Raw genomic sequence first — 17,330 nt, 5'->3', positions numbered from 1 at the left:
GGAAAGACCCGATGGGAACGAACCCGAATCTGAAGCGGATCCGGTGGATCGCGGCCGGTGTCCTGGTGACGGCGGCCGGTGCGGTAGGCGGAATCTCGGCCCAATTGGCGGCCGGGGCGCCGCATTCCGCGCCCGCCACGACCGGGCAGTTCGTGCCGCTACCGGCCGCGCCGGATCGAACGGTGTCGAATCCGTTACCGCACGGCAGGAATTCGACGCCGGTTGCCGACGGCGACGAGGTCGCGGTGGCGGGCTGGTCACCGACGACATCGCTGCGCGCTGCCGACACCGACTCCGATACCGACACCTCCGGGTCATGAACGGGGCGCGGGGCACTGCCTCGGCCACGTTCGCGGCGATCGGTACCACGGTCGGTGTGGTGTGCACCGAGGCTCGTGCACTCGCCTGCGCGGTGGAGTTCGTGCGGGGCAGGCTGGGGGAGTTGGACCGGGCCGTGTCGCGGTTCCGGCCCGATTCCGAACTCGCTGTGATCAATTCACGCAGCGCGCAACTCCTGCGCACCGCACCCGGTGCGCGGCTGCGGGTTGCGGTGAACGGGACGCTCGCAGCATGTTTGGATGCGGCGATGCGCGCCGAGCGGATGACCGGTGGGCTGGTCAGCCCCTCCCTGGGAGCGGAGCTCATCGCCTGCGGCTACGACGAGGACATCGAGGTGGTGCGTGCCCGTACGGGCACGCCCGCCGCGGTCCGGATCGGGGTACCACCGCGCCGGCAGGTGGTGTTCGACGCGGACCGGGGCGAGCTCGTCCTGCGGGCGGGAACCGCGCTCGATCTGGGTGCTTGTGCGAAAGCCTGGGCGGCGGACACGATTTCGGCCGAGCTGGGCGCGGGATCGTCCGGCGGATTCCTCGTCAATCTCGGTGGTGACATCGCCGCCGCCGGACCACCGCCACCCGGCGGCTGGGCGATCGGGGTCCGGAACTGGAACGATGTGGTCACCCAGGTCGTGCACTCGACCGATCACGCCTTCGCCACGTCCTCGACTCGGCTGCGGACCTGGGTCCATGGCGGCGTGCACCGTCACCACATCATCGATCCGCGCACCGGGCAGCCGGCCCGGACCCGCTGGGCGCAGGTCACCTGTGCGGGACCGGACGCGGTGCAAGCGAACGCCGCCTCGACTGCGGCGATCATCCTCGACGAGTGCGCACCGGCCTGGCTCACCGCGCGCGGCGTCCCGGCCCGCTTGACGACCGCTGACCATCACGTGACGACAACCCCGCGATGGCCGAACACCGCCCCCGCGCCCAGACACCGGCGGGCATCGTGAGCAACCCCTGGTTGTGGTACGCCTCGCGGGCTTGCGGAGTCGTGACCATGGTGTTGCTGACGGTGGTGGTGCTGTTGGGCCTGTTCACCGCATCAGGCTCGCGTCCGCACGACAGCTCCCCGACCGTCGCGATGGGGCTGCATCGCACGCTCGGGCTGGGAATCGCGGTATTCCTGGCCGCCCACGTCACCACCGCCGTCATCGACTCCTATGTGCCGATCGGCGCGATCTCGGCGGTCGCCCCCTTCACCGCTGACTATCACCGCCGGTGGGTCGGTCTGGGCACGATCGCGTTCGACCTTCTCGTCGCGGTGGTACTCACATCGCTGCTGCGCCACCGGCTGCCGGCGCGGGTGTGGCGGGTGGTGCATGGGGCGACCTACGTTCTGGCGCCGATCGCGGTGATCCACGGTCTGATGATGGCGACCACGAAGCAGCCGATCCTGTCGGCGGTGACGCTCGGCTGCGCGATCGCGATGGCCTCGGGCGCCATCTGGCGGTGGCTGAGCCGCCCAGCTGACGCGCGCCGCCGTGCCGACCTCTCGTCCGGGGAGTGGACATGAGCGCTCTGGCGCGCCTGCTGCGGGCGGCCGGGCTGACCGGCCGGGGCGGTGCCGACTTCCCGACGGGCACCAAACTCGAACTGGCCCAGCGGCACAACGCCGAGTTGATCGTCAATGCCTGCGACGGCGAACTCGACGCGCGCAAGGACGGCTGGGTGATCGCCCACCACCTGTCCGAGGTTCTCGAGGGGGCGGGCCTGCTCACCGCCCGGCGAATCCGGTTCGCCGCGCACCGCGGTTCCGGTACCTGGGAGACGCTGCGGGCGGCCGGTGTCGACACTCTCGCGGTACCGCATCGGTATGTGTCCTCGGAGGAATCGGCGCTGACCCGGCTGGCGCACGGCGGCCCGGCCCGGCCCGTCATGCGGTTCGAGCCGATCACCGCCGGTGGCCGGGTCGGTGGTAGCGCTCGGCGGCTTGCGCCCACTCTCGTACTCAACGCCGAAACAGTCTGGCGCGTACAGCAGATCGTCGAGCACGGGCCGCGCTGGTTCCGTTCCTTCGGCACCGCCGACGAACCGGGCCCGCGGCTGGTGACACTCGTCGACGGCGTCGCGGTGCCCGGCGTCTACTCCGCGGAGGCAGGCCTGATGCTGCGTGAGATTCTCGATTGCGGCGGCGGACTCACCGGATCCGCGCGGGCGATATGGCTCAGCGGACTCAGCGGCGGCTTCGTCGCCGCCGATGATCTCTCGCGGATCCGCTGGTCGCGAGCGGGGTTGGGACCCTACGGAATCGGGCCCGGAGCGGGGACCGTGCACATCCTCGCCGAAGCGGCCGATCCCTGGCCGCGCGTATTGCGTGCGCTGATCTACGCGGTGGGGGAGTCCGCAGGCCAATGCGGTCCGTGCATGTTCGGATTACCGGCCGTGCTCGGAGATCTGACCACTGTCCTGCGTGCGGGCCCGACCGCCCAATCCACCGGAACCCTCACGCGCAGACTGGGACTGGTCACCGGTCGGGGAGCCTGCCGATATCCCGACGGCGTCGCCGGATTCGTCGGCTCGGCACTGCGGACTTTCCTGCCGCCGGTCGAGGAGGATCCATGTCACCGGTGAACCGTCTTCTCGGCGTGTCGGCGCCTTCGGCGTCGAGCATGCTCGCGATCGACCGGACCGCGTGCACCGGGCACGGTATCTGTGCGCACATCCTCACCACCGCATTCGATCTCGACGAATGGGGCTACCCGATCGTGCTCGATGCCACGCCGGATCGGTCTCTGGCCGCCGAAGCCGTCAAACTCTGTCCCGTCCGAGCTCTCCGGTGGATCGAGCCGGCCGCCGCGCCGACCCGTCGGACTCATGATTAGCTGTTCCGCCGCACGGCGCCGGTAGCCACAGGCAAGATCGCTCTGCTACGGATCGCCCAGGGGTGCGCCGGTCACCGCGGCCCGCCGGGCATGATGGGCGGGGCACATTCCGGGCCGAACGAGGGAGCAGCACAGTGACAGCAGCGACGCCGGCACCGATTCTCAGCGATGCGCCGGGTTCGTTCGCGCACGGCGTGTTCACCGAACGGCATCCGAAACTGGTGGAGCGGCTCCTGGACGCGCTGCCGTTCGGACCCGCCGAGCGGACCGCGATCCGGCGGCTGCTCGCCGAGAGCATCAGCGGCGTTCTCGAACCCCTGCCCGAAACCGCGGGTGATTACGAACGCTGGCGACGATGGGGGGCCGGCCTGTACGGCACACCGTGGGGCGAGGCGCCATTTCTGTGGGCGGAGAGCTTCTTCTATCGGAAACTGCTGGAGGCAACCGGCTACTTCGCGTCCGGAGCCTGGCGCGGGGTCGACCCGTTCGCCTCCTTCAAGGCCGCCGAGCTCACCGGTGCCGCGGTCGACGATCAGCTTGTCGCGCTGTCGGCCCGCATCGACCTGCCCGAACAGCGCCGACGCGAAGTTCTGCTGGATTCCGCACTGTGGGGAAACCGAGCGGATCTCGGATTCCGGCTCACCGCGTCGACGGAGGCCACCGGCTCGAATCGGCTGCTCGTCGACGACGGCACCGCGCTGTGGTCGACCCTCGACGGTGCCACCGATCCGACCGTCGCCCTGATCGCCGACAACGCGGCCGGTGAACTCGTCCCGGACCTGGCGCTCGTGGACCATCTGCTGACCAGCGGCCTGGCCGAACAGGTCGTGGTCTGGGTCAAGCCCTGTCCCTACTACGTATCCGATGCCACCATGACCGATGTGGTCGCCACCATCGGATTTCTGCGATCCTCGCCGCACTCGGCAGCGGCGCTGCTGGGCGGACGCCTGCATCAGCTGATGGGCTCCGGCCGCCTCGCCATCCGAACCCACGACTTCTTCTGCGCCCCTATGTCATTCGCGCAAATGCCCGCCGATCTCGGTGCGGACCTCGCCACCGCCACTCTCACCGTGCTCAAAGGGGACCTGAACTACCGCAGGCTGGTCGGAGATCTGCACTGGTCGCCGACGACCCCGTTCGACCGGACGACCGCGCATTTCCCGTCACCGGTGATCGCATTGCGAACACTGAAATCCGATGTCGTCGTCGGACTCACCGCCGCGCAGGTCGCCGAGCTCGACGCGGGCGATCCGCGGTGGCGTACCAGTGGTGAACATGCCCTCGTCCAAGCCGACACCGCGCCGCGCGTCGGGTGACGGGTCGGCGCAGCCGCGACGGCGCGCCATGTCTGCGCGTGTCTGCCGTCGGCGCGTCTTTTCGGCCTGTCGGTGGGCGAATCGGACCGTCGCAGAGTAGCTTTGACACGTCAGTTGCTCGTTGTGGACCCGTGCGCGGATATCTCGCCGCGGCCTGGGGGTGTGGTACCGGTGAGATTCGCGGATCGATTCAACGAAGTCGTCTCGCAGTGGGAGCAGGCGCACGGCACCCGGATGTCCAACCGTACATTGGCTTTTCAAGTCACGCAGGCCGGGCATCCCGTCTCGGCGACCTACCTGTCGCAACTTCGCTCCGGTAACCGCGAGAACCCTTCTCCGGCATTGGTGGAAACCGTCGCACGGGTGCTGGCGGTGGAGCCGGCACGGTTCAACGCCGCGGGCGGGTCCGATCCGGTGCCCGAGGACGAGGTGGTCGTGGCGAGGTTCGCCGACCCCGGGGTGCGGCGGCTGCTCGTGGCCGCCGCGGGACTGTCGTCGCCATCGGTGGGGTTGCTGTCGGATATGGCGGGCAAGATGCGCGTGGCCGAGGGACGCGCACCGGGGGCGACCGCCGACCTCTGAGCTAGTTCGGCGCTGCGGACAGTGCCGGATAGTCGGGGAGTTCGTAGTCGTCGGTGGTGCCGAAGAACAATTTCGCGACCACCGGCCGCATGACCCGCGCCATCATGATCCGGTTCGCCGTGCGCCGGACCGCGGTGCCGAATCGATTGCCGGACAACATGGATCCGATGCCACCGCCCGGCAGGGTCTTGGCCTTGTCGAGGAACGGGGTGATCGTGTCCTCGTAACGTCGCAGCGCCGCCGGGATATCGCCCGGATCGGATGCGATCTCACCCGCCAGTACGTAGGCCCCCACGATCGCCATCGCGGTGCCCATACCCGTCATCGGTGAGCCGCAGTAACCGGCGTCGCCTGCGAGGGTCACTCGTCCCGCCACCAGCGTCGGCATATCGATGCGCGCGAGTTCGTCGAAGTAGAAGTCGTCGGCCACGGCCATGGCCTCGAGAATCGCCGGTGCATGCCATCCGGGATTTTCGCCGACCTTGTCGGCGATCAGGCGCTGCTGTGCGGCCACATCACCGCGAAGGGCCGGATCGGGATCGGCGAGCAATGTGAGAATCGCCTTGGCAGTGGCTGGATCACCATCGGGACGCAGTCCGACAGCGGCATGCGGAATGAGCTGCAGGGCGAACCAGCCCGGCCTCGTGCCGGCGGGAGTCGGCATCGTGAAGAACGACGCGTAGCCACCCAGGAATGTGCTGAAGTCGGACTCCGGTCCGAATGCCAGCCGCCGCGTCGCCGAGTGCACACCGTCGGCGCCGATCACGAGATCGAAACGTTCGCGGTGCCCGGATGCGAAGACGGCCTCGACCGACGTCTCGTCCTGGTCCAGGGCCTCGACCCATTCGCCGTAGCGGTAGGTCAAGCGGTCGTCGGTCTCGGCCAGGGCATCGAGCAGTACCTGATTGAGATCTCCGCGCGTGATCTCGATTTCGGCCACGGGGCCCTTGCCGTCGAAATCCTCCATGGTGAGATTCGCGTAGGTCCGGCCGTTGGGGTCGACATAGGAGATGCCCAGTTCTTCGAGCTGATACCGCGCGATCGTCGGCATCAGTCCCATCCGCTCGGCGGCTTCGCGGCTGGGGCCGCGCAGATCGACGGCCTGCCCGCCGGGACGCGGTGCGGGCGACCGTTCCACGACGGTGACCTGGATGCCTGCTCGAAGCAATTGCAGCGCAACGGCATTACCGGCGATACCGCCGCCCGACACGAGGACGTTCAGACGGCTGGAGGGGTTGTTCATGACCGCGATTCCCATCGTTTGGTTCTAATGTCTGAGACAAATGTGCCACAGACTTGGCACGCTTGTCTAGTACAAATGTCTAAGACGTTGTAGCCTGGGCTTATGGGTAATCGAGAGGATCTACTCGCGGGGGCGCGGCAGGCGATTCTGGAGCGAGGGCTGGCCAAGGTGACCGCGCGCGATATCGCCGGCGCCGCGGGGGTCAGCCTGGCGGCCATCGGCTATCACTTCGGTACCAAGGACCGATTGGTGGCGGAGGCGATCGCGGAAGCAACCGGCAACGAAATCGGCGAGGGAATGCGACGGGCAATCCTGGACGCAGGCGAGGGCCGGTCGCTGGCGCAATCGCTCGAAGCCACCTGGAACGGCATGGTCGATGTGATCCAGAGTCACCAGGACGAGCTCACCCTGAGCTTCGAGAGCGGGGTCGGGACCGCGCGCTCCACGGAATCCCAGGCATTCATGTCCGAGGCCACCGCAGAGGTCTACGCCGCCCTGTCGGGTCCGCTGCGCGAGGTTCATCCGGAGCTGTCGGAAGACGATGCTCATGCGGTGGCGAAAGTGTACTTCGCTCTGTTTCAGGGCATCGCGCTGCAATGGCTGGTCGCACCGGCCGGGGAGCAGCTCACGGGTGCGGATGTGGTCCGCGCTGTGCGGGCGATGGGCCGGTGATGGCGGCGGGTGGGTGTCGCCGCCGCAGCTGAGCGAATCCGATCCACGAGACGGCGACGACCACGATCACCAGAACGCGCACCGCATCCAATGCGCTGCGCGGATACAACACTCCGGTGATGTAGTGGTCGATGAACCCGGACGAGGGGAGCAGGGCCTGCCCGCCCCGCACCCGTGACCAGTTCTCGAGGTAGGTCAGCGGACAGGCGAAACCGAACAGCACGGTGCTGAAACCCCAGGCCACGGCCGCGATGTGGGTCCAGATGGTCCACCGCCACCGCCACGCGAGGAAGCCTCCTACGACGAGGTAGGCGACGAACAGGAAATGCACGCCCGCGGTGGCGTCTGCCAGCATCCGGTACAGCACATCTTCAAGATTAGGTCGGCTGTCCCTCCGATGCGCGGAATTTCGCCGCTACTCGGACAGTGTCCGGACTGATGAACGGCAATGTCTCACACCCGTTTCCGGGGCCTGCACGCCCTTCTAATACCTATATTGAAATATGCGCATCTACTTATTGAAGTGTCAGCATGTCCCCTCGTGCGAGAGCGGGGGATGAGCGGCCGGAATCCGCGGTCGCAGTGACCGGTGGCCAGAAGAAGTGCGCCGTGAAGTGACACGCTGAGGAAAGCTACGCCGCCGGGGCGCCGACAACGACATCCACTGCGTGACCCTTCCGTGGTCTGGGCCCCGCATCCCCTGGGGTGGGGGAGTGGAACATCGGGGCGGACGCACATGAAGCGAAGGCGAGCGCGTTCGCTCTGCGGAGAAGGCGTGGGCAACAAGAAGAGTAGAACCTCGAGAGGCGTCTCGATACGGATATTCAATATTGGTACGTCGATATGCGTATCTATGCATGTGCGTCACCTTGAGTGTCGCGGTACACGACACAAGCACAACTACAAAAACAGCCCAGAGAGGCGGGTGATCACCAGTTGGCGGGTTCGTAGTCCTTGAGGAAGCATCCGAAGAGGTCGGTGCCGGTTTCGCCACGGACGATCGGGTCGTAGACGCGGGCGGCGCCGTCGACGAGGTCCAGGGGAGCGTGGAAACCTTCTTCGGCGAGGCGGATCTTCATGAAGTGGGGGCGTTCGTCGGTGATCCAGCCGGTGTCGACGGCGGTCATGAGGATGCCGTCGGTTTCGAACATTTCCCGGGCGCTGGTGCGGGTGAGCATATTGAGTGCCGCCTTGGCCATATTGGTGTGCGGATGGCCGGGGCCCTTGTAGCCGCGGGCGAAGACGCCCTCCATGGCGGAGACGTTGACGACGTACTTGCGGCGGGCCGGGGAAGCCGCGAGGGCGGGGCGCAGCCGGGAAATCAGGATGAAGGGCGCGGTGGAGTTGCACAGCTGCACTTCGAGGAGTTCGGTGGCGTCGACCTCGGCGACGGTCTGGACCCAGCTGTTGGTGTGGGCGAGGTCGGGGACCAGGCCCCCGGCATCGATCGCGATGCCCTGTGAAATTCGTTCCGGGGTGGCGGATCCGGCGACCAGGGCGAGGTCGGTGATGTCGGCGGCCGACATCACGGCCGGGATCGGCGCGGTCTCGAGTGATGCGGTCAATGCGTTGGGATGGGCTTGGGTGGTCGTTCCGAAGCTGATGGTGTCGGGGAGTTCGCCTGCCGGCAGGGGAGCGGATTCGGCCTCGATCAGAGCGGCATAGGAACCGGCGGAACGACGGACTGTCTGCGCGGCGTTGTTGATGATGATGTCGAGCGGTCCCTGGGAAGCCACATCGTCGGCCAGCGCAACAACCTGGGCGGGGTCTCGCAGGTCGATGCCGACGATGCGGAGCCGGTGCAGCCACTGTGCGCTGTCGGGCTGGGCGGTGAAGCGGCGGATCGCATCGTTGGGGAATCGCGTGGTCACGGTGGTGTGGGCGCCGTCGCGCAGCAGCCGCAGGGCGATGTACATGCCGATCTTGGCGCGGCCACCGGTGAGCAGGGCGCGGCGGCCGGACAGGTCGGTGCGGGCGTCGCGTTTGGCGTGGCTGCGGGTGGCGCAGTCGGGGCAGAGCTGGTGGTAGAAGTGGTCCACGTGGGTGTAGCGCTGTTTGCAGATGTAGCAGGGGCGCGCGCGGCGCAGGGTGCCGGCGGCTTCGCCGATGGTGTTGGTGGACAGCGGGATTCCGGCGGTCTCGTCGTCGATGCGATGGGGGGAGCCGGTGGCGGTGGCGGCGACGACGGCGCGATCGGCCGTGGCGACCTCTTCGCGGGAGGCCATGCGGCGTCGCTTCTTGAACTTCTTGAACATGTGGCCGACCGCGCGCTGTACCGCGAGGGAATCGGGATGGTCGTCGGCGAGTGCGGCGGCTTGGTCGAGCACGCGCAGGCAGGCGGCGAGTTCGTCGGGATCGATGGCGGCGCCGGGCGGGGGTGTGGTGGGTGCGGTGTGCTCAGCCATCGTGGTGCCGGGTGATCCTTCGTGAGTGTTGCGCGGTCCGGGTGTGGGTTCGCTCCATTGTCGCATCGGGGTCGTTTCGCGTTCTCGGTGCTCCTGAGCGTGCCGGACCGTGCGTGCGGATGTTGTTGACATAGCGCCAATAGTTCGCCAGGCTGGTGCTCACGATCGGTTGTGGTCGTGGGTACGAGACGAAGGAAGTGACGATGGCGCGCGCCGCGTGGAGCGACGATGAGGTCGAGGCCGTCCGGGATCTGGCGAAGACGTTCTTCGAGAAGGATGTGCTGCCGAACGAGGAGAAGTTCGTCGCCCAGGGGCATCCGGACCGGGAGTTGTACAACCGCGCCGGTGAACTCGGTCTGTTGTGCCCGGCGATCCCGTCGGAGTACGGCGGCGGCGGGGGCACGTTCGCGCACGAGGCGGCGGTGATCGAGGCGCAGTCGTATGCGGGCGACGGTTCACTGGGTATGCCGGTGCACTCGTCGATCATCGCGCCCTACATCAAGGAGTTCGGTTCCGAGGAGCTCAAGCGGCGGGTGCTGCCGAAGGCGGCCAGCGGTGAGATGGTGCTGTCGATCGGTATGACCGAGCCGGGAACGGGTTCGGATCTGCAGAACATCAAGACGCGTGCGGTGCGTGAAGGTGATGAGTATGTGATCACCGGGTCGAAGATCTTCATCTCCAACGGCTGGCTGTGCGACGGGATCATCATCGCGGCCAAGACGGATCCGACGAAGGGGGCGGCGGGGGTGTCGTTGATCTTCGCCGAGGTGGGCGACGCGACGCCCGGTTTCCGGCGTGGCCGGATCCTGAACAAGATCGGTGGCAAGGCGCAGGACACGGCGGAGTTGTTCTTCGACGAGTTGCGGGTGCCGGCGTCGAATCTGCTGGGTGAGGCCGAGGGACAGGGCTTCTATCAGATGATGCAGTTGCTCGCGCAGGAGCGGCTGGTGACCGCGATCATGGCGGTGTCGATGATGGAGCGGGCGGTGGAGTTGACCGTCGAATACACCAAGGGCCGTGAGGCTTTCGGCAAGCCGCTGTTCGCGATGCAGAACACCAAGTTCGAGCTGGCCGAGTGTGCGACGATCGCGCGGGTGAGCCGCACGTTCCTCGATGATGCGATCGTGAAGCATCTGCGTGGCGAGCTCGATATTCCCACGGCCGCGATGTCGAAATACTGGCTGACTGACCAGTTGGGTATTGTGGTGGATCGCTGTCTGCAACTGTTCGGTGGCTATGGATACATGACGGAGTACCCGATTTCCCAGCTGTACACCGGTGCGCGCGTGCTACGCATTCTCGCCGGTTCCAACGAGGTGATGAAGGATCTCATTGCCCGCTCACTCTGATACCACGACCCGGCCGGCGGCCACCGATGCCGATTCGGCACGGCGGCGCCGGCTGGAGCCGGACGAGCGGCGCGCTCAGATTCTGGCGTGCGCCATCGAGATGTTCGGTGAACGTCCGTATGCGGCGGTGTCGACCGCTGAGCTGGCGCAGCGTGCCGGGGTGGCGCGCGGTCTGATCAATCATTATTTCGGCAACAAGCGGGACCTGTATCTCGCGGTGGTGCGGCGGATGGTGACGATGCCGCGGCCCGATCACATGGTGATGCCGACCGGTGATTCGCGTGAGCGGGTGGATGCCAGTGTGACGTGGCTGTTGGACACGATCAGTGGCTTGGGTAGTACGTGGGTGAAGGTGACCGGCCACGAGGGGATCGGTGATGATCCGGAGGTGCAGCGGATTCTGGACGAGGCCGATGATGTGGCGGCGGATCGGTTGCTGCAGATGGTGGGCCTGAGTGGGGGCGGTCGTGACGAGGAGTTGCGGGCGTTGGTGCGCGCGTACAGCGGTTTGGTGAAAACCGCTGGGCGGGAGTGGATTGCGCGCGGCACCCTGAACCGTGATCAGGTGCACCATCTGTTGTCGGATGTGCTGATGGCGTTGGTGGAGACGACGTTCCCGCGGATTGCGCGCGAGCGTTGAGCCGGTAGCGGCGTGGTTCAGCCCGGTGTGCGGGCGCGGCTGGGCTGGACGCGCGGGGGTTCGTTGGGCATCTTGGGGTATTGCGGTGGCCAGGGAGCGTCGAGGAGTCCGGATTCGAAGTCGCGGCGCGACATGTCGAGTAGCGGCTGGATGGTTTGCGGGGCGCGGTCGGCCCAGGGGTCGCCGAGTTCGGTGAGCCGGTCGGGGACGGTGGCGATGGTGAGCTCGTCGGGTACGACGGTGTCGAGGGCGTTCCAGGAGATCGGTGTGGAGACCTGGGCGCCGACCTTGGGGCGTACGCACCAGGCGCCGAATACCGTTTTGTGCGGGGCGTTCTGGTTGTAGTCGATGAAGACGCGGCTGCCGCGTTGTTCCTTCCACCATTGGGCGGTGACGGTGTCGGGGTGGCGGCGTTCGAGTTCGCGGGCGAGTGCGACGGCGGCGGCGCGGACCTGGTAGCCGTCCCAGAGTGGTTCGAGCAGGGCGTAGATGTGCAGGCCGCGGGATCCGGATGTTTTGACGCGTGCGTCGATGCCGAGTTCGGCGAGTAGGTCGCGGGTGAGGACGGCGACGTTGCGCAGATCGTCGAATCCGACGCCGGGGGAGGGGTCGAGGTCGATGCGGAGTTCGTCGCTGATGTCGAGGTCGCCGATCTCGCCGTCGGTGCGGGCTGGAACGCCGCCTGCGGGAACGTGATTGGGCCACACGTGGAATCCGAGGCAGCCGAGGTTGACCGCCCAGAGGATGTGGGCGAGGTTCGCGGCTACGAGGGCGTCGCTGGTGGTCCCGTTGGGTGTCGACACCGTGACCGTTTGTAGCCAGTCGGGGACCGATTTGGGGACGCGTTTCTGGAACCAGGATTTGCCGCCGGCGCCGTCGGGATGGCGTTCGAGCAGAACGGGCCGGTTGCCGATGGTGCGCATGAGGGGTTCGGCGACGGACTGGTAGTAGCGGACGAGGTCGAGTTTGGTCTCGCCGCGTTTGCTGAAGTAGATCTTGGCGGGGTTGGTGATGCGGACGGTGACGCCGTCGGTGTCGATGTCGAGGGCTTCGCTCATTGCGGTGCCTGCGCTTTCGCGGTGGTGAAGATGTCGCCGAGTTCGGCGGGTGCGATTTCCTCGAGTTGAGCGTAGGTGCACGATTGCGGGGTGCGGTCGTCGCGGAAGCGGACCAGGCGTCCGCCGTGGCGCAGTCGTCCCGCCATGAGGTGTTCGTAGCGGACCTCGGCGACGAGTTCGGGGCGCAGGGGTTCCCAGGAGAGGTCTTTGCCGCCGGTCCAGCGGCTGACCCCGCCGGGCATCTTGCCGTCGGCTCTGGCTTGTGCGGCGGCGTCGGCCCAGGTACGCCAGGGGTGGTCGGTGAGGGCGTCGGTGCGCAGGGGTTCGAGTTCGTCGACCAGTTGGCGTCGGCGGGCGGCGGTGAAGCTGCTGGCGACGCCGACGTGATGCAGCGTGCCCTGTTCGTCGTAGAGGCCGAGGAGCAGGGAGCCGACGCCTTGGCCGTCTTTGTGCCAGCGGAATCCGGCGACGACGCAGTCGGCGGTGCGTTGGTGTTTGACCTTGATCATGACGCGTTTGTCCTGCAGGTAGGGCAGGTCGCGGGATTTGACCATGACGCCGTCGAAACCGGCGCCTTCGAAGCGGGTGAACCAGTCCTGGGCGATGTCGGGGTCGGTGGTGATGGGGGTGAGGGTGATGCCGGGGTGCGGGGTGGCGAGGATTGTTTCGAGTTGCCGGCGGCGTTCGTGGAATGCGGTGGTGGTGAGGTCGGTGTCGTCGAGGGCGAGCAGGTCGAAGGCGACGAAGCTCGCGGGGGTTTCGACGCTGAGTTTGTCGACGCGCGATGCGGCGGGGTGCAGGCGGTTCTGCAGGACGTCGAAGTCGAGGCCGTGGTCGGTGACGACGACGATTTCGCCGTCGAGGACGCAGCGTGGCGGCAGTGCGGCGGCGAGCATGCGCACGACTTCGGGGAAGTACCTGGTGAGGGGGCGGTCGTTGCGTGATCCGAGTTCGATGTCGGTGCCGTCGCGGAAGACGATGCACCGGAAGCCGTCCCATTTCGGCTCGTAGAGGATGTCGTCCTCGCGGGGCAGGGTGGCGGCGGATTTTGCCAGCATCGGCTTCACCGGTGGCATGACGGGCAGGTCCACGCGATCCTCCTCGGCTCGGTCTCACCATGCCGACGGTGCGGGCGAGCGAAATTCATCGCCCGCGACCGTCGTCATGATCGTAGGCCGGGGGAGGTCAGTTCTCGAGCCATCCGTGGTGGTCGGCGAATTCGGTGAGCCGGTCGCGGATGGTGACGATTTCCCCGGCGGTGAGTGCGGGGCTGGCGTCGAGGAGTAATTCGGTGATGAGCCGTTTGTGTTCGGCGGCGGTGAGCGGCCCGTTACTGCGGCCGCGGTGGCGCGGTGGTGGCGGTGCGCCGCCGACCGCGGTGAGATTGATGGCCTTGGGCCCGCGGTCGCCCTCGGTGACCTCGAATTCGAATACCCGGCCTTGTCGCAGTTCGTCCTCGTCCAAGCCGATGTCGTTCACGTGAACGAATACGTCGGGACCGCCGTCTTCGGGGCGGATGAATCCGAATCCCCGAGAACTGTCGAAGGACACCAATTTCCCGGTCGACACCTACACCTGCTCCTCATTGCTGTCTTGTTCGGTCACTCTATCGGTGTGTCGGAGTGGTTGTCGGTGGAAAGCGCCTTTTGCAGGGAGTTGAATACCGTGAGTCCCTGGCCGACCATTCCGTTGACGAGTTCGCTGACGCCGTCGGGTCCGTTGAGGACGGTGAGGTTGGCGTTGGACAGGCCTTGGGCGGCTTGTTTGACGATTTCGGGGAGTTGTTCGATGAGCAGCTGGTCGAGTGCGATGCGGTTGTTGGACGCGGCGGCCTCGGCCTGGATGCGGGTGCGGTCGGCTTCGGCTTGGGCGAGGACGCGGACGCGTTCGGCTTCGGCTTCGGCGGGTTTGACGACCTCGGTCTGGAGTTGCTGTTCGCGCAGTTGAGCTTCTTTGCGGGCGCGTTCGGCCTGTGCGGTGAGCACTTCCTGCAGGGCGATGGCTTCGGCGAGCGGGCCGGCCTGGCCGGCTTCGGCGCGGGCCTTGTCGATGTCGCGCTGGTATTCGGCCTGCAGGATTTCGGTCTGGCGCTGGTATTCGGCGCGTTTGCGCAGTGATTCCTGTTCGGCTTCGGCCGCGGCCTGGGAGGCGGCGGCCTGGGCGATCTGCGCGTCGCGCTGGACTGCGGCGTTGTGTGGGGCGGCGAGGGCGGTGATGTAGCCGAGTCCGCCGTCGTCGATGGATTGGATCTGGAAGGAGTCGACCCACAGGCCGATGTTGCCCATTTCGACCTTGGAGGCGATGAGGACCTCGTCGGCGAGTTTCTGGCGTTCGCGGATGATCTCCTCGACGGTCATGGAGCCGACGATGGAGCGCAGGTGGCCGGAGAAGATGCGTCCGGTGAGCACGGACATCTCGCGTTCCTGTTCGGACAGGAAGCGCTGGGCGGCGTTGACGACCGAGGGGGTGTCGTTGGCGACCTTGAACGCGATCACGGCGCGGACGTCGAGCTGGATGGCTTGTTTGGTGACGCAGCGCTCCTGGATCTCGGATTCGAACATCGCGAGTGAGAGGTAGCTGACCTTGCGGAAGAACGGCATCACCCAGGCGCCGTGGCCGGTGATGACGCGGAACGGGGTGTTGTCTTTGACGCGCCCGCCGCTGATCAGCATGGCTTCGTCGGGATCGGGCACGTGGTAGCCCAGCACTGGTGTCTCCCTTGCTAATTCGTCATGTCCCCACCCGGTCCGAGGTCGAGTGGGATCCACGGGATGACATCCACGATCCGGCCGGGCTGGACGGCGACCACGAGAACTGTGGTTCCGGCGTCCAGGGGTTCGCTGGATCGCGCGATGTACAGTTCCGTGCCCCCTCTGATCGCGACCAGGACCTCCCCGAGCATGCCTGCGCCCCGGATCGGCGATGTGAGCTTACCGGTCGATCCGAGTACTGGGTCCTCCATCGTGGGAACTCCTTGCGGGACAGGCGATGAACGGTGTGGCCTCAATGTAGTGCGGTGGTGGTGAGGCGGAGGCGCCGCACCGAATGCGAGATATCGGTCACATCGGTCAAATAGGGCGCAAATTCGCAGGTTTCGATATGGCCTCCCCTGGGAAAGGGGGCTGTTCAAGCGGACGGTCGCCTGGCAGGCTGAAGCGGTGACCTCTCCTCCGGATATGCCGGCGACGACGACGGATCCCGCATCCGGCCGTCTGGACGCCGCGGTGTTCAAGGTGGCCGGCGTGGTCGTGATCGGCGCGATCATGTCGATCCTCGATGTGACCGTCGTGACCGTTGCACTGCCGACCTTCCAACACGAATTCGACACCAGCTACGCGATCGCGGCCTGGACGATGACCGGCTACACGCTGGCGCTGGCCAGCGTCATCCCGCTCACGGGATGGGCAGCCGACCGATTCGGCACCAAGCGGCTGTATCTGCTCGCGCTCACCTTCTTCGTCATCGGCTCGGTGCTGTGTTCCACGGCCTGGAACATCGAGTCGCTGATCGCCTTCCGCGTCCTGCAGGGCCTCGGCGGCGGCATGCTCATGCCATTGGGTATGACGATCATGACCCACGCCGCGGGCCCGCAGCGGATCGGCCGGGTGATGGCGGTGCTCGGTGTGCCGATGCTGCTGGGCCCCATTCTGGGCCCGATTCTGGGTGGCTGGCTGATCGGAAGTTTCAGCTGGCACTGGATCTTCCTGATCAACGTGCCCGTCGGCATCATCGGGCTGATCCTCGCGATCGTGGTACTGCCGTCGGACCGGCCGGAACCGTCGGAGTCGTTCGACGTGCTCGGAATGCTGCTGGCCTCACCGGGTCTGGCGTTGTTCCTGTTCGGTGTGTCCTCGATTCCCGAACAGCACACCGTGGCCTCGGCGCGAGTGCTGGTGCCCGCCGGGATCGGCCTGGTGCTGATGATCGGTTTCGTCTTCCACGCGCTGCGCACCGAGCATCCGCTGATCGATTTGCATCTGTTCCGTAACCGGCAGTTGACCTTCGCGGTGCTGACCGCGGTGTTCTTCGCGGTGGCGTTCTTCGGTTCGGGTCTGCTGCTGCCGAGTTATCTGCAGCAGGTGCAGGGTAAGTCGACGTTGGTCACGGGTCTGCTCATCGCTCCGCAGGGTCTGGGTGCGATGGTCACCATGCCGATCGGCGGCAGGCTGGTCGACCGGATCGGCCCGGGCAAGGTGGTGCTCACCGGTCTGGCCGTCATCGGGGTGAGCCTGCTGTTCTTCACCCAGCTCTCGGCCGACACTTCGCTGCCGCTGATGTGTGTGGTGCTGTTCGTGATGGGCCTCGGCATGGGTTGCACGATGATGCCGACCATGACCGCGGCGATCCAGACCCTCACCCATGCGCAGGTGGCGCGGGGGTCGACGCTGATGAACATCGTCAACCAGGCCGCCGGATCGATCGGCACCGCGATCATGTCGGTGGTGCTGACCAACATGCTGGACAATCAGCCGCTGGCGCAGGCGGCGATCGGATCGCAGTTCGACCCGGGGATCGCGGCGAAACTGCCGCCGGGAGCGCTCGATACGGGGTTCGAGCAGGCCGCCACGGCCTACTCGCACACCTACATCGTGGCGGTCGTGCTGATCGCGGTGACCCTGATCCCGGCGGCATTCCTGCCCCGGTCCAAACCGAAGTTGCCCCAGGAGGGTGCGGATGCGCCGGTGCTGATGGGGCACTGACCTTCCCCTCACGCGCGGCCGGGTGGGCCGTCGTGCATCGAATGCCGTTCCGGGCGCTGGCGTTTCGGCCGCCGACCGGGGCGGCATTCGTCGTTCCGGTCGGTGCCCGACAGTCGGTCGCTGGTTAATTGCTGACGATCTTCATGTGACAGTTGGATCACTTTCGGTGAGGCACCGGCGATTCGAGTTGTACCTTTGAATT

General features: G+C 66.6%; 19 protein-coding genes. 11 read left to right on the top strand and 8 right to left on the bottom strand.

The window, feature by feature from the left end; genetic code table 11:
* The first annotated feature begins 11 nt into the window (after window positions 1–11).
* From AB0L57_RS01840 to AB0L57_RS01810, 7 genes are all read left to right on the top strand, one after another.
* Window positions 12–320, top strand: a complete 309-nt coding sequence (locus AB0L57_RS01840) for a hypothetical protein (protein ID WP_364955490.1) — start codon at window positions 12–14, stop codon at window positions 318–320.
* Window positions 317–1,291, top strand: a complete 975-nt coding sequence (locus AB0L57_RS01835) for an FAD:protein FMN transferase (RefSeq protein ID WP_364955487.1) — start codon at window positions 317–319, stop codon at window positions 1,289–1,291. Before AB0L57_RS01840 ends, AB0L57_RS01835 begins: the two co-directional genes overlap by 4 nt.
* A complete protein-coding gene (locus AB0L57_RS01830) occupies window positions 1,246–1,854 on the top strand; it encodes a ferric reductase-like transmembrane domain-containing protein (RefSeq protein ID WP_364955484.1) in 609 nt (202 codons plus the stop codon). The genes AB0L57_RS01835 and AB0L57_RS01830 overlap by 46 nt, the downstream gene beginning before the upstream one ends.
* Window positions 1,851–2,912, top strand: coding sequence for an NADH-ubiquinone oxidoreductase-F iron-sulfur binding region domain-containing protein (locus AB0L57_RS01825; protein WP_364955481.1), 1,062 nt, complete (start codon window positions 1,851–1,853; stop codon window positions 2,910–2,912). Before AB0L57_RS01830 ends, AB0L57_RS01825 begins: the two co-directional genes overlap by 4 nt.
* Window positions 2,900–3,163 (top strand): ferredoxin, encoded by a 264-nt coding sequence (locus AB0L57_RS01820; RefSeq protein WP_364955478.1) that lies wholly within the window; start codon window positions 2,900–2,902, stop codon window positions 3,161–3,163. Before AB0L57_RS01825 ends, AB0L57_RS01820 begins: the two co-directional genes overlap by 13 nt.
* A gap of 134 nt (window positions 3,164–3,297) precedes the next feature.
* On the top strand, window positions 3,298–4,479 hold the full coding sequence (locus tag AB0L57_RS01815; protein ID WP_364955475.1) for a damage-control phosphatase ARMT1 family protein: 1,182 nt from the start codon (window positions 3,298–3,300) through the stop codon (window positions 4,477–4,479).
* A gap of 171 nt (window positions 4,480–4,650) precedes the next feature.
* On the top strand, window positions 4,651–5,061 hold the full coding sequence (locus AB0L57_RS01810; protein WP_364955472.1) for a hypothetical protein: 411 nt from the start codon (window positions 4,651–4,653) through the stop codon (window positions 5,059–5,061).
* Between the two features lies 1 nt (window position 5,062).
* On the opposite strand, the gene AB0L57_RS01805 is transcribed toward AB0L57_RS01810, so the two are convergent.
* A complete protein-coding gene (locus AB0L57_RS01805) occupies window positions 5,063–6,319 on the bottom strand; it encodes an FAD-dependent monooxygenase (protein ID WP_364955469.1) in 1,257 nt (418 codons plus the stop codon).
* A gap of 87 nt (window positions 6,320–6,406) precedes the next feature.
* On the opposite strand from AB0L57_RS01805, the gene AB0L57_RS01800 reads away from it, so the two are divergent.
* Window positions 6,407–6,976, top strand: coding sequence for a TetR/AcrR family transcriptional regulator (locus AB0L57_RS01800; RefSeq protein ID WP_364955467.1), 570 nt, complete (start codon window positions 6,407–6,409; stop codon window positions 6,974–6,976).
* On the opposite strand, the gene AB0L57_RS01795 is transcribed toward AB0L57_RS01800, so the two are convergent.
* Window positions 6,930–7,343, bottom strand: a complete 414-nt coding sequence (locus tag AB0L57_RS01795; RefSeq protein WP_364955465.1) for a DUF2784 domain-containing protein — start codon at window positions 7,341–7,343, stop codon at window positions 6,930–6,932. The two genes, AB0L57_RS01800 and AB0L57_RS01795, sit on opposite strands and share 47 nt — an antisense overlap.
* Before the next feature lie 562 nt (window positions 7,344–7,905).
* Window positions 7,906–9,381, bottom strand: a complete 1,476-nt coding sequence (locus AB0L57_RS01790) for an SDR family NAD(P)-dependent oxidoreductase (RefSeq protein WP_364955462.1) — start codon at window positions 9,379–9,381, stop codon at window positions 7,906–7,908.
* Window positions 9,382–9,584: 203 nt separating this feature from the next.
* On the opposite strand from AB0L57_RS01790, the gene AB0L57_RS01785 reads away from it, so the two are divergent.
* A complete protein-coding gene (locus AB0L57_RS01785) occupies window positions 9,585–10,730 on the top strand; it encodes an acyl-CoA dehydrogenase family protein (RefSeq protein ID WP_364955459.1) in 1,146 nt (381 codons plus the stop codon).
* Window positions 10,714–11,370, top strand: a complete 657-nt coding sequence (locus AB0L57_RS01780; RefSeq protein ID WP_364955456.1) for a helix-turn-helix domain-containing protein — start codon at window positions 10,714–10,716, stop codon at window positions 11,368–11,370. Before AB0L57_RS01785 ends, AB0L57_RS01780 begins: the two co-directional genes overlap by 17 nt.
* A 17-nt stretch (window positions 11,371–11,387) precedes the next feature.
* Here AB0L57_RS01780 and AB0L57_RS01775 read toward each other — a convergent pair whose 3' ends face one another.
* The 5 genes from AB0L57_RS01775 to AB0L57_RS01755 all read right to left on the bottom strand — a co-directional run bounded on the left by AB0L57_RS01775 (window position 11,388) and on the right by AB0L57_RS01755 (window position 15,390).
* Window positions 11,388–12,428: a DNA primase small subunit domain-containing protein gene (locus tag AB0L57_RS01775; RefSeq protein WP_364955453.1), complete on the bottom strand. Its 1,041-nt coding sequence runs from the start codon at window positions 12,426–12,428 to the stop codon at window positions 11,388–11,390.
* Window positions 12,425–13,519: an ATP-dependent DNA ligase gene (locus tag AB0L57_RS01770; protein WP_364955450.1), complete on the bottom strand. Its 1,095-nt coding sequence runs from the start codon at window positions 13,517–13,519 to the stop codon at window positions 12,425–12,427. Before AB0L57_RS01770 ends, AB0L57_RS01775 begins: the two co-directional genes overlap by 4 nt.
* A 94-nt stretch (window positions 13,520–13,613) precedes the next feature.
* Window positions 13,614–13,997 (bottom strand): cold shock domain-containing protein, encoded by a 384-nt coding sequence (locus tag AB0L57_RS01765; protein WP_364955447.1) that lies wholly within the window; start codon window positions 13,995–13,997, stop codon window positions 13,614–13,616.
* A gap of 32 nt (window positions 13,998–14,029) precedes the next feature.
* Window positions 14,030–15,136, bottom strand: a complete 1,107-nt coding sequence (locus tag AB0L57_RS01760; protein ID WP_364957234.1) for an SPFH domain-containing protein — start codon at window positions 15,134–15,136, stop codon at window positions 14,030–14,032.
* Window positions 15,137–15,150: 14 nt separating this feature from the next.
* Window positions 15,151–15,390, bottom strand: a complete 240-nt coding sequence (locus AB0L57_RS01755) for a hypothetical protein (RefSeq protein WP_364955444.1) — start codon at window positions 15,388–15,390, stop codon at window positions 15,151–15,153.
* A gap of 214 nt (window positions 15,391–15,604) precedes the next feature.
* Between AB0L57_RS01755 and AB0L57_RS01750 the strand changes: the two genes are divergently transcribed.
* Window positions 15,605–17,128 carry a DHA2 family efflux MFS transporter permease subunit gene (locus tag AB0L57_RS01750; protein WP_364957231.1) on the top strand — a complete coding sequence of 508 codons (1,524 nt, stop codon included), beginning with the start codon at window positions 15,605–15,607 and terminating at the stop codon, window positions 17,126–17,128.
* The last annotated feature ends 202 nt before the right edge of the window (window positions 17,129–17,330 follow it).

The organism is Nocardia sp. NPDC052254, assembly GCF_040679495.1.
Classification (GTDB): Bacteria; Actinomycetota; Actinomycetes; order Mycobacteriales; family Mycobacteriaceae; genus Nocardia.
The sequence above is the reverse complement of the archived record's forward strand: the minus strand, read 5'-3'. Positions and strand labels throughout refer to the sequence as shown.

Bases quoted from the DNA above. Each gene is read 5' to 3' on its own strand.
- AB0L57_RS01830 (WP_364955484.1), top strand. From the start codon at position 1,246: ATGGCCGAACACCGCCCCCGCGCCCAGACACCGGCGGGCATCGTGAGC.
- AB0L57_RS01825 (WP_364955481.1), top strand. From the start codon at position 1,851: ATGAGCGCTCTGGCGCGCCTGCTGCGGGCGGCCGGGCTGACCGGCCGG.
- AB0L57_RS01840 (WP_364955490.1), top strand. From the start codon at position 12: ATGGGAACGAACCCGAATCTGAAGCGGATCCGGTGGATCGCGGCCGGT.
- AB0L57_RS01820 (WP_364955478.1), top strand. From the start codon at position 2,900: ATGTCACCGGTGAACCGTCTTCTCGGCGTGTCGGCGCCTTCGGCGTCG.
- AB0L57_RS01785 (WP_364955459.1), top strand. From the start codon at position 9,585: ATGGCGCGCGCCGCGTGGAGCGACGATGAGGTCGAGGCCGTCCGGGAT.
- AB0L57_RS01750 (WP_364957231.1), top strand. From the start codon at position 15,605: ATGCCGGCGACGACGACGGATCCCGCATCCGGCCGTCTGGACGCCGCG.
- AB0L57_RS01790 (WP_364955462.1), bottom strand. From the start codon at position 9,381: ATGGCTGAGCACACCGCACCCACCACACCCCCGCCCGGCGCCGCCATC.
- AB0L57_RS01835 (WP_364955487.1), top strand. From the start codon at position 317: ATGAACGGGGCGCGGGGCACTGCCTCGGCCACGTTCGCGGCGATCGGT.
- AB0L57_RS01775 (WP_364955453.1), bottom strand. From the start codon at position 12,428: ATGAGCGAAGCCCTCGACATCGACACCGACGGCGTCACCGTCCGCATC.
- AB0L57_RS01805 (WP_364955469.1), bottom strand. From the start codon at position 6,319: ATGGGAATCGCGGTCATGAACAACCCCTCCAGCCGTCTGAACGTCCTC.
- AB0L57_RS01755 (WP_364955444.1), bottom strand. From the start codon at position 15,390: ATGGAGGACCCAGTACTCGGATCGACCGGTAAGCTCACATCGCCGATC.
- AB0L57_RS01800 (WP_364955467.1), top strand. From the start codon at position 6,407: ATGGGTAATCGAGAGGATCTACTCGCGGGGGCGCGGCAGGCGATTCTG.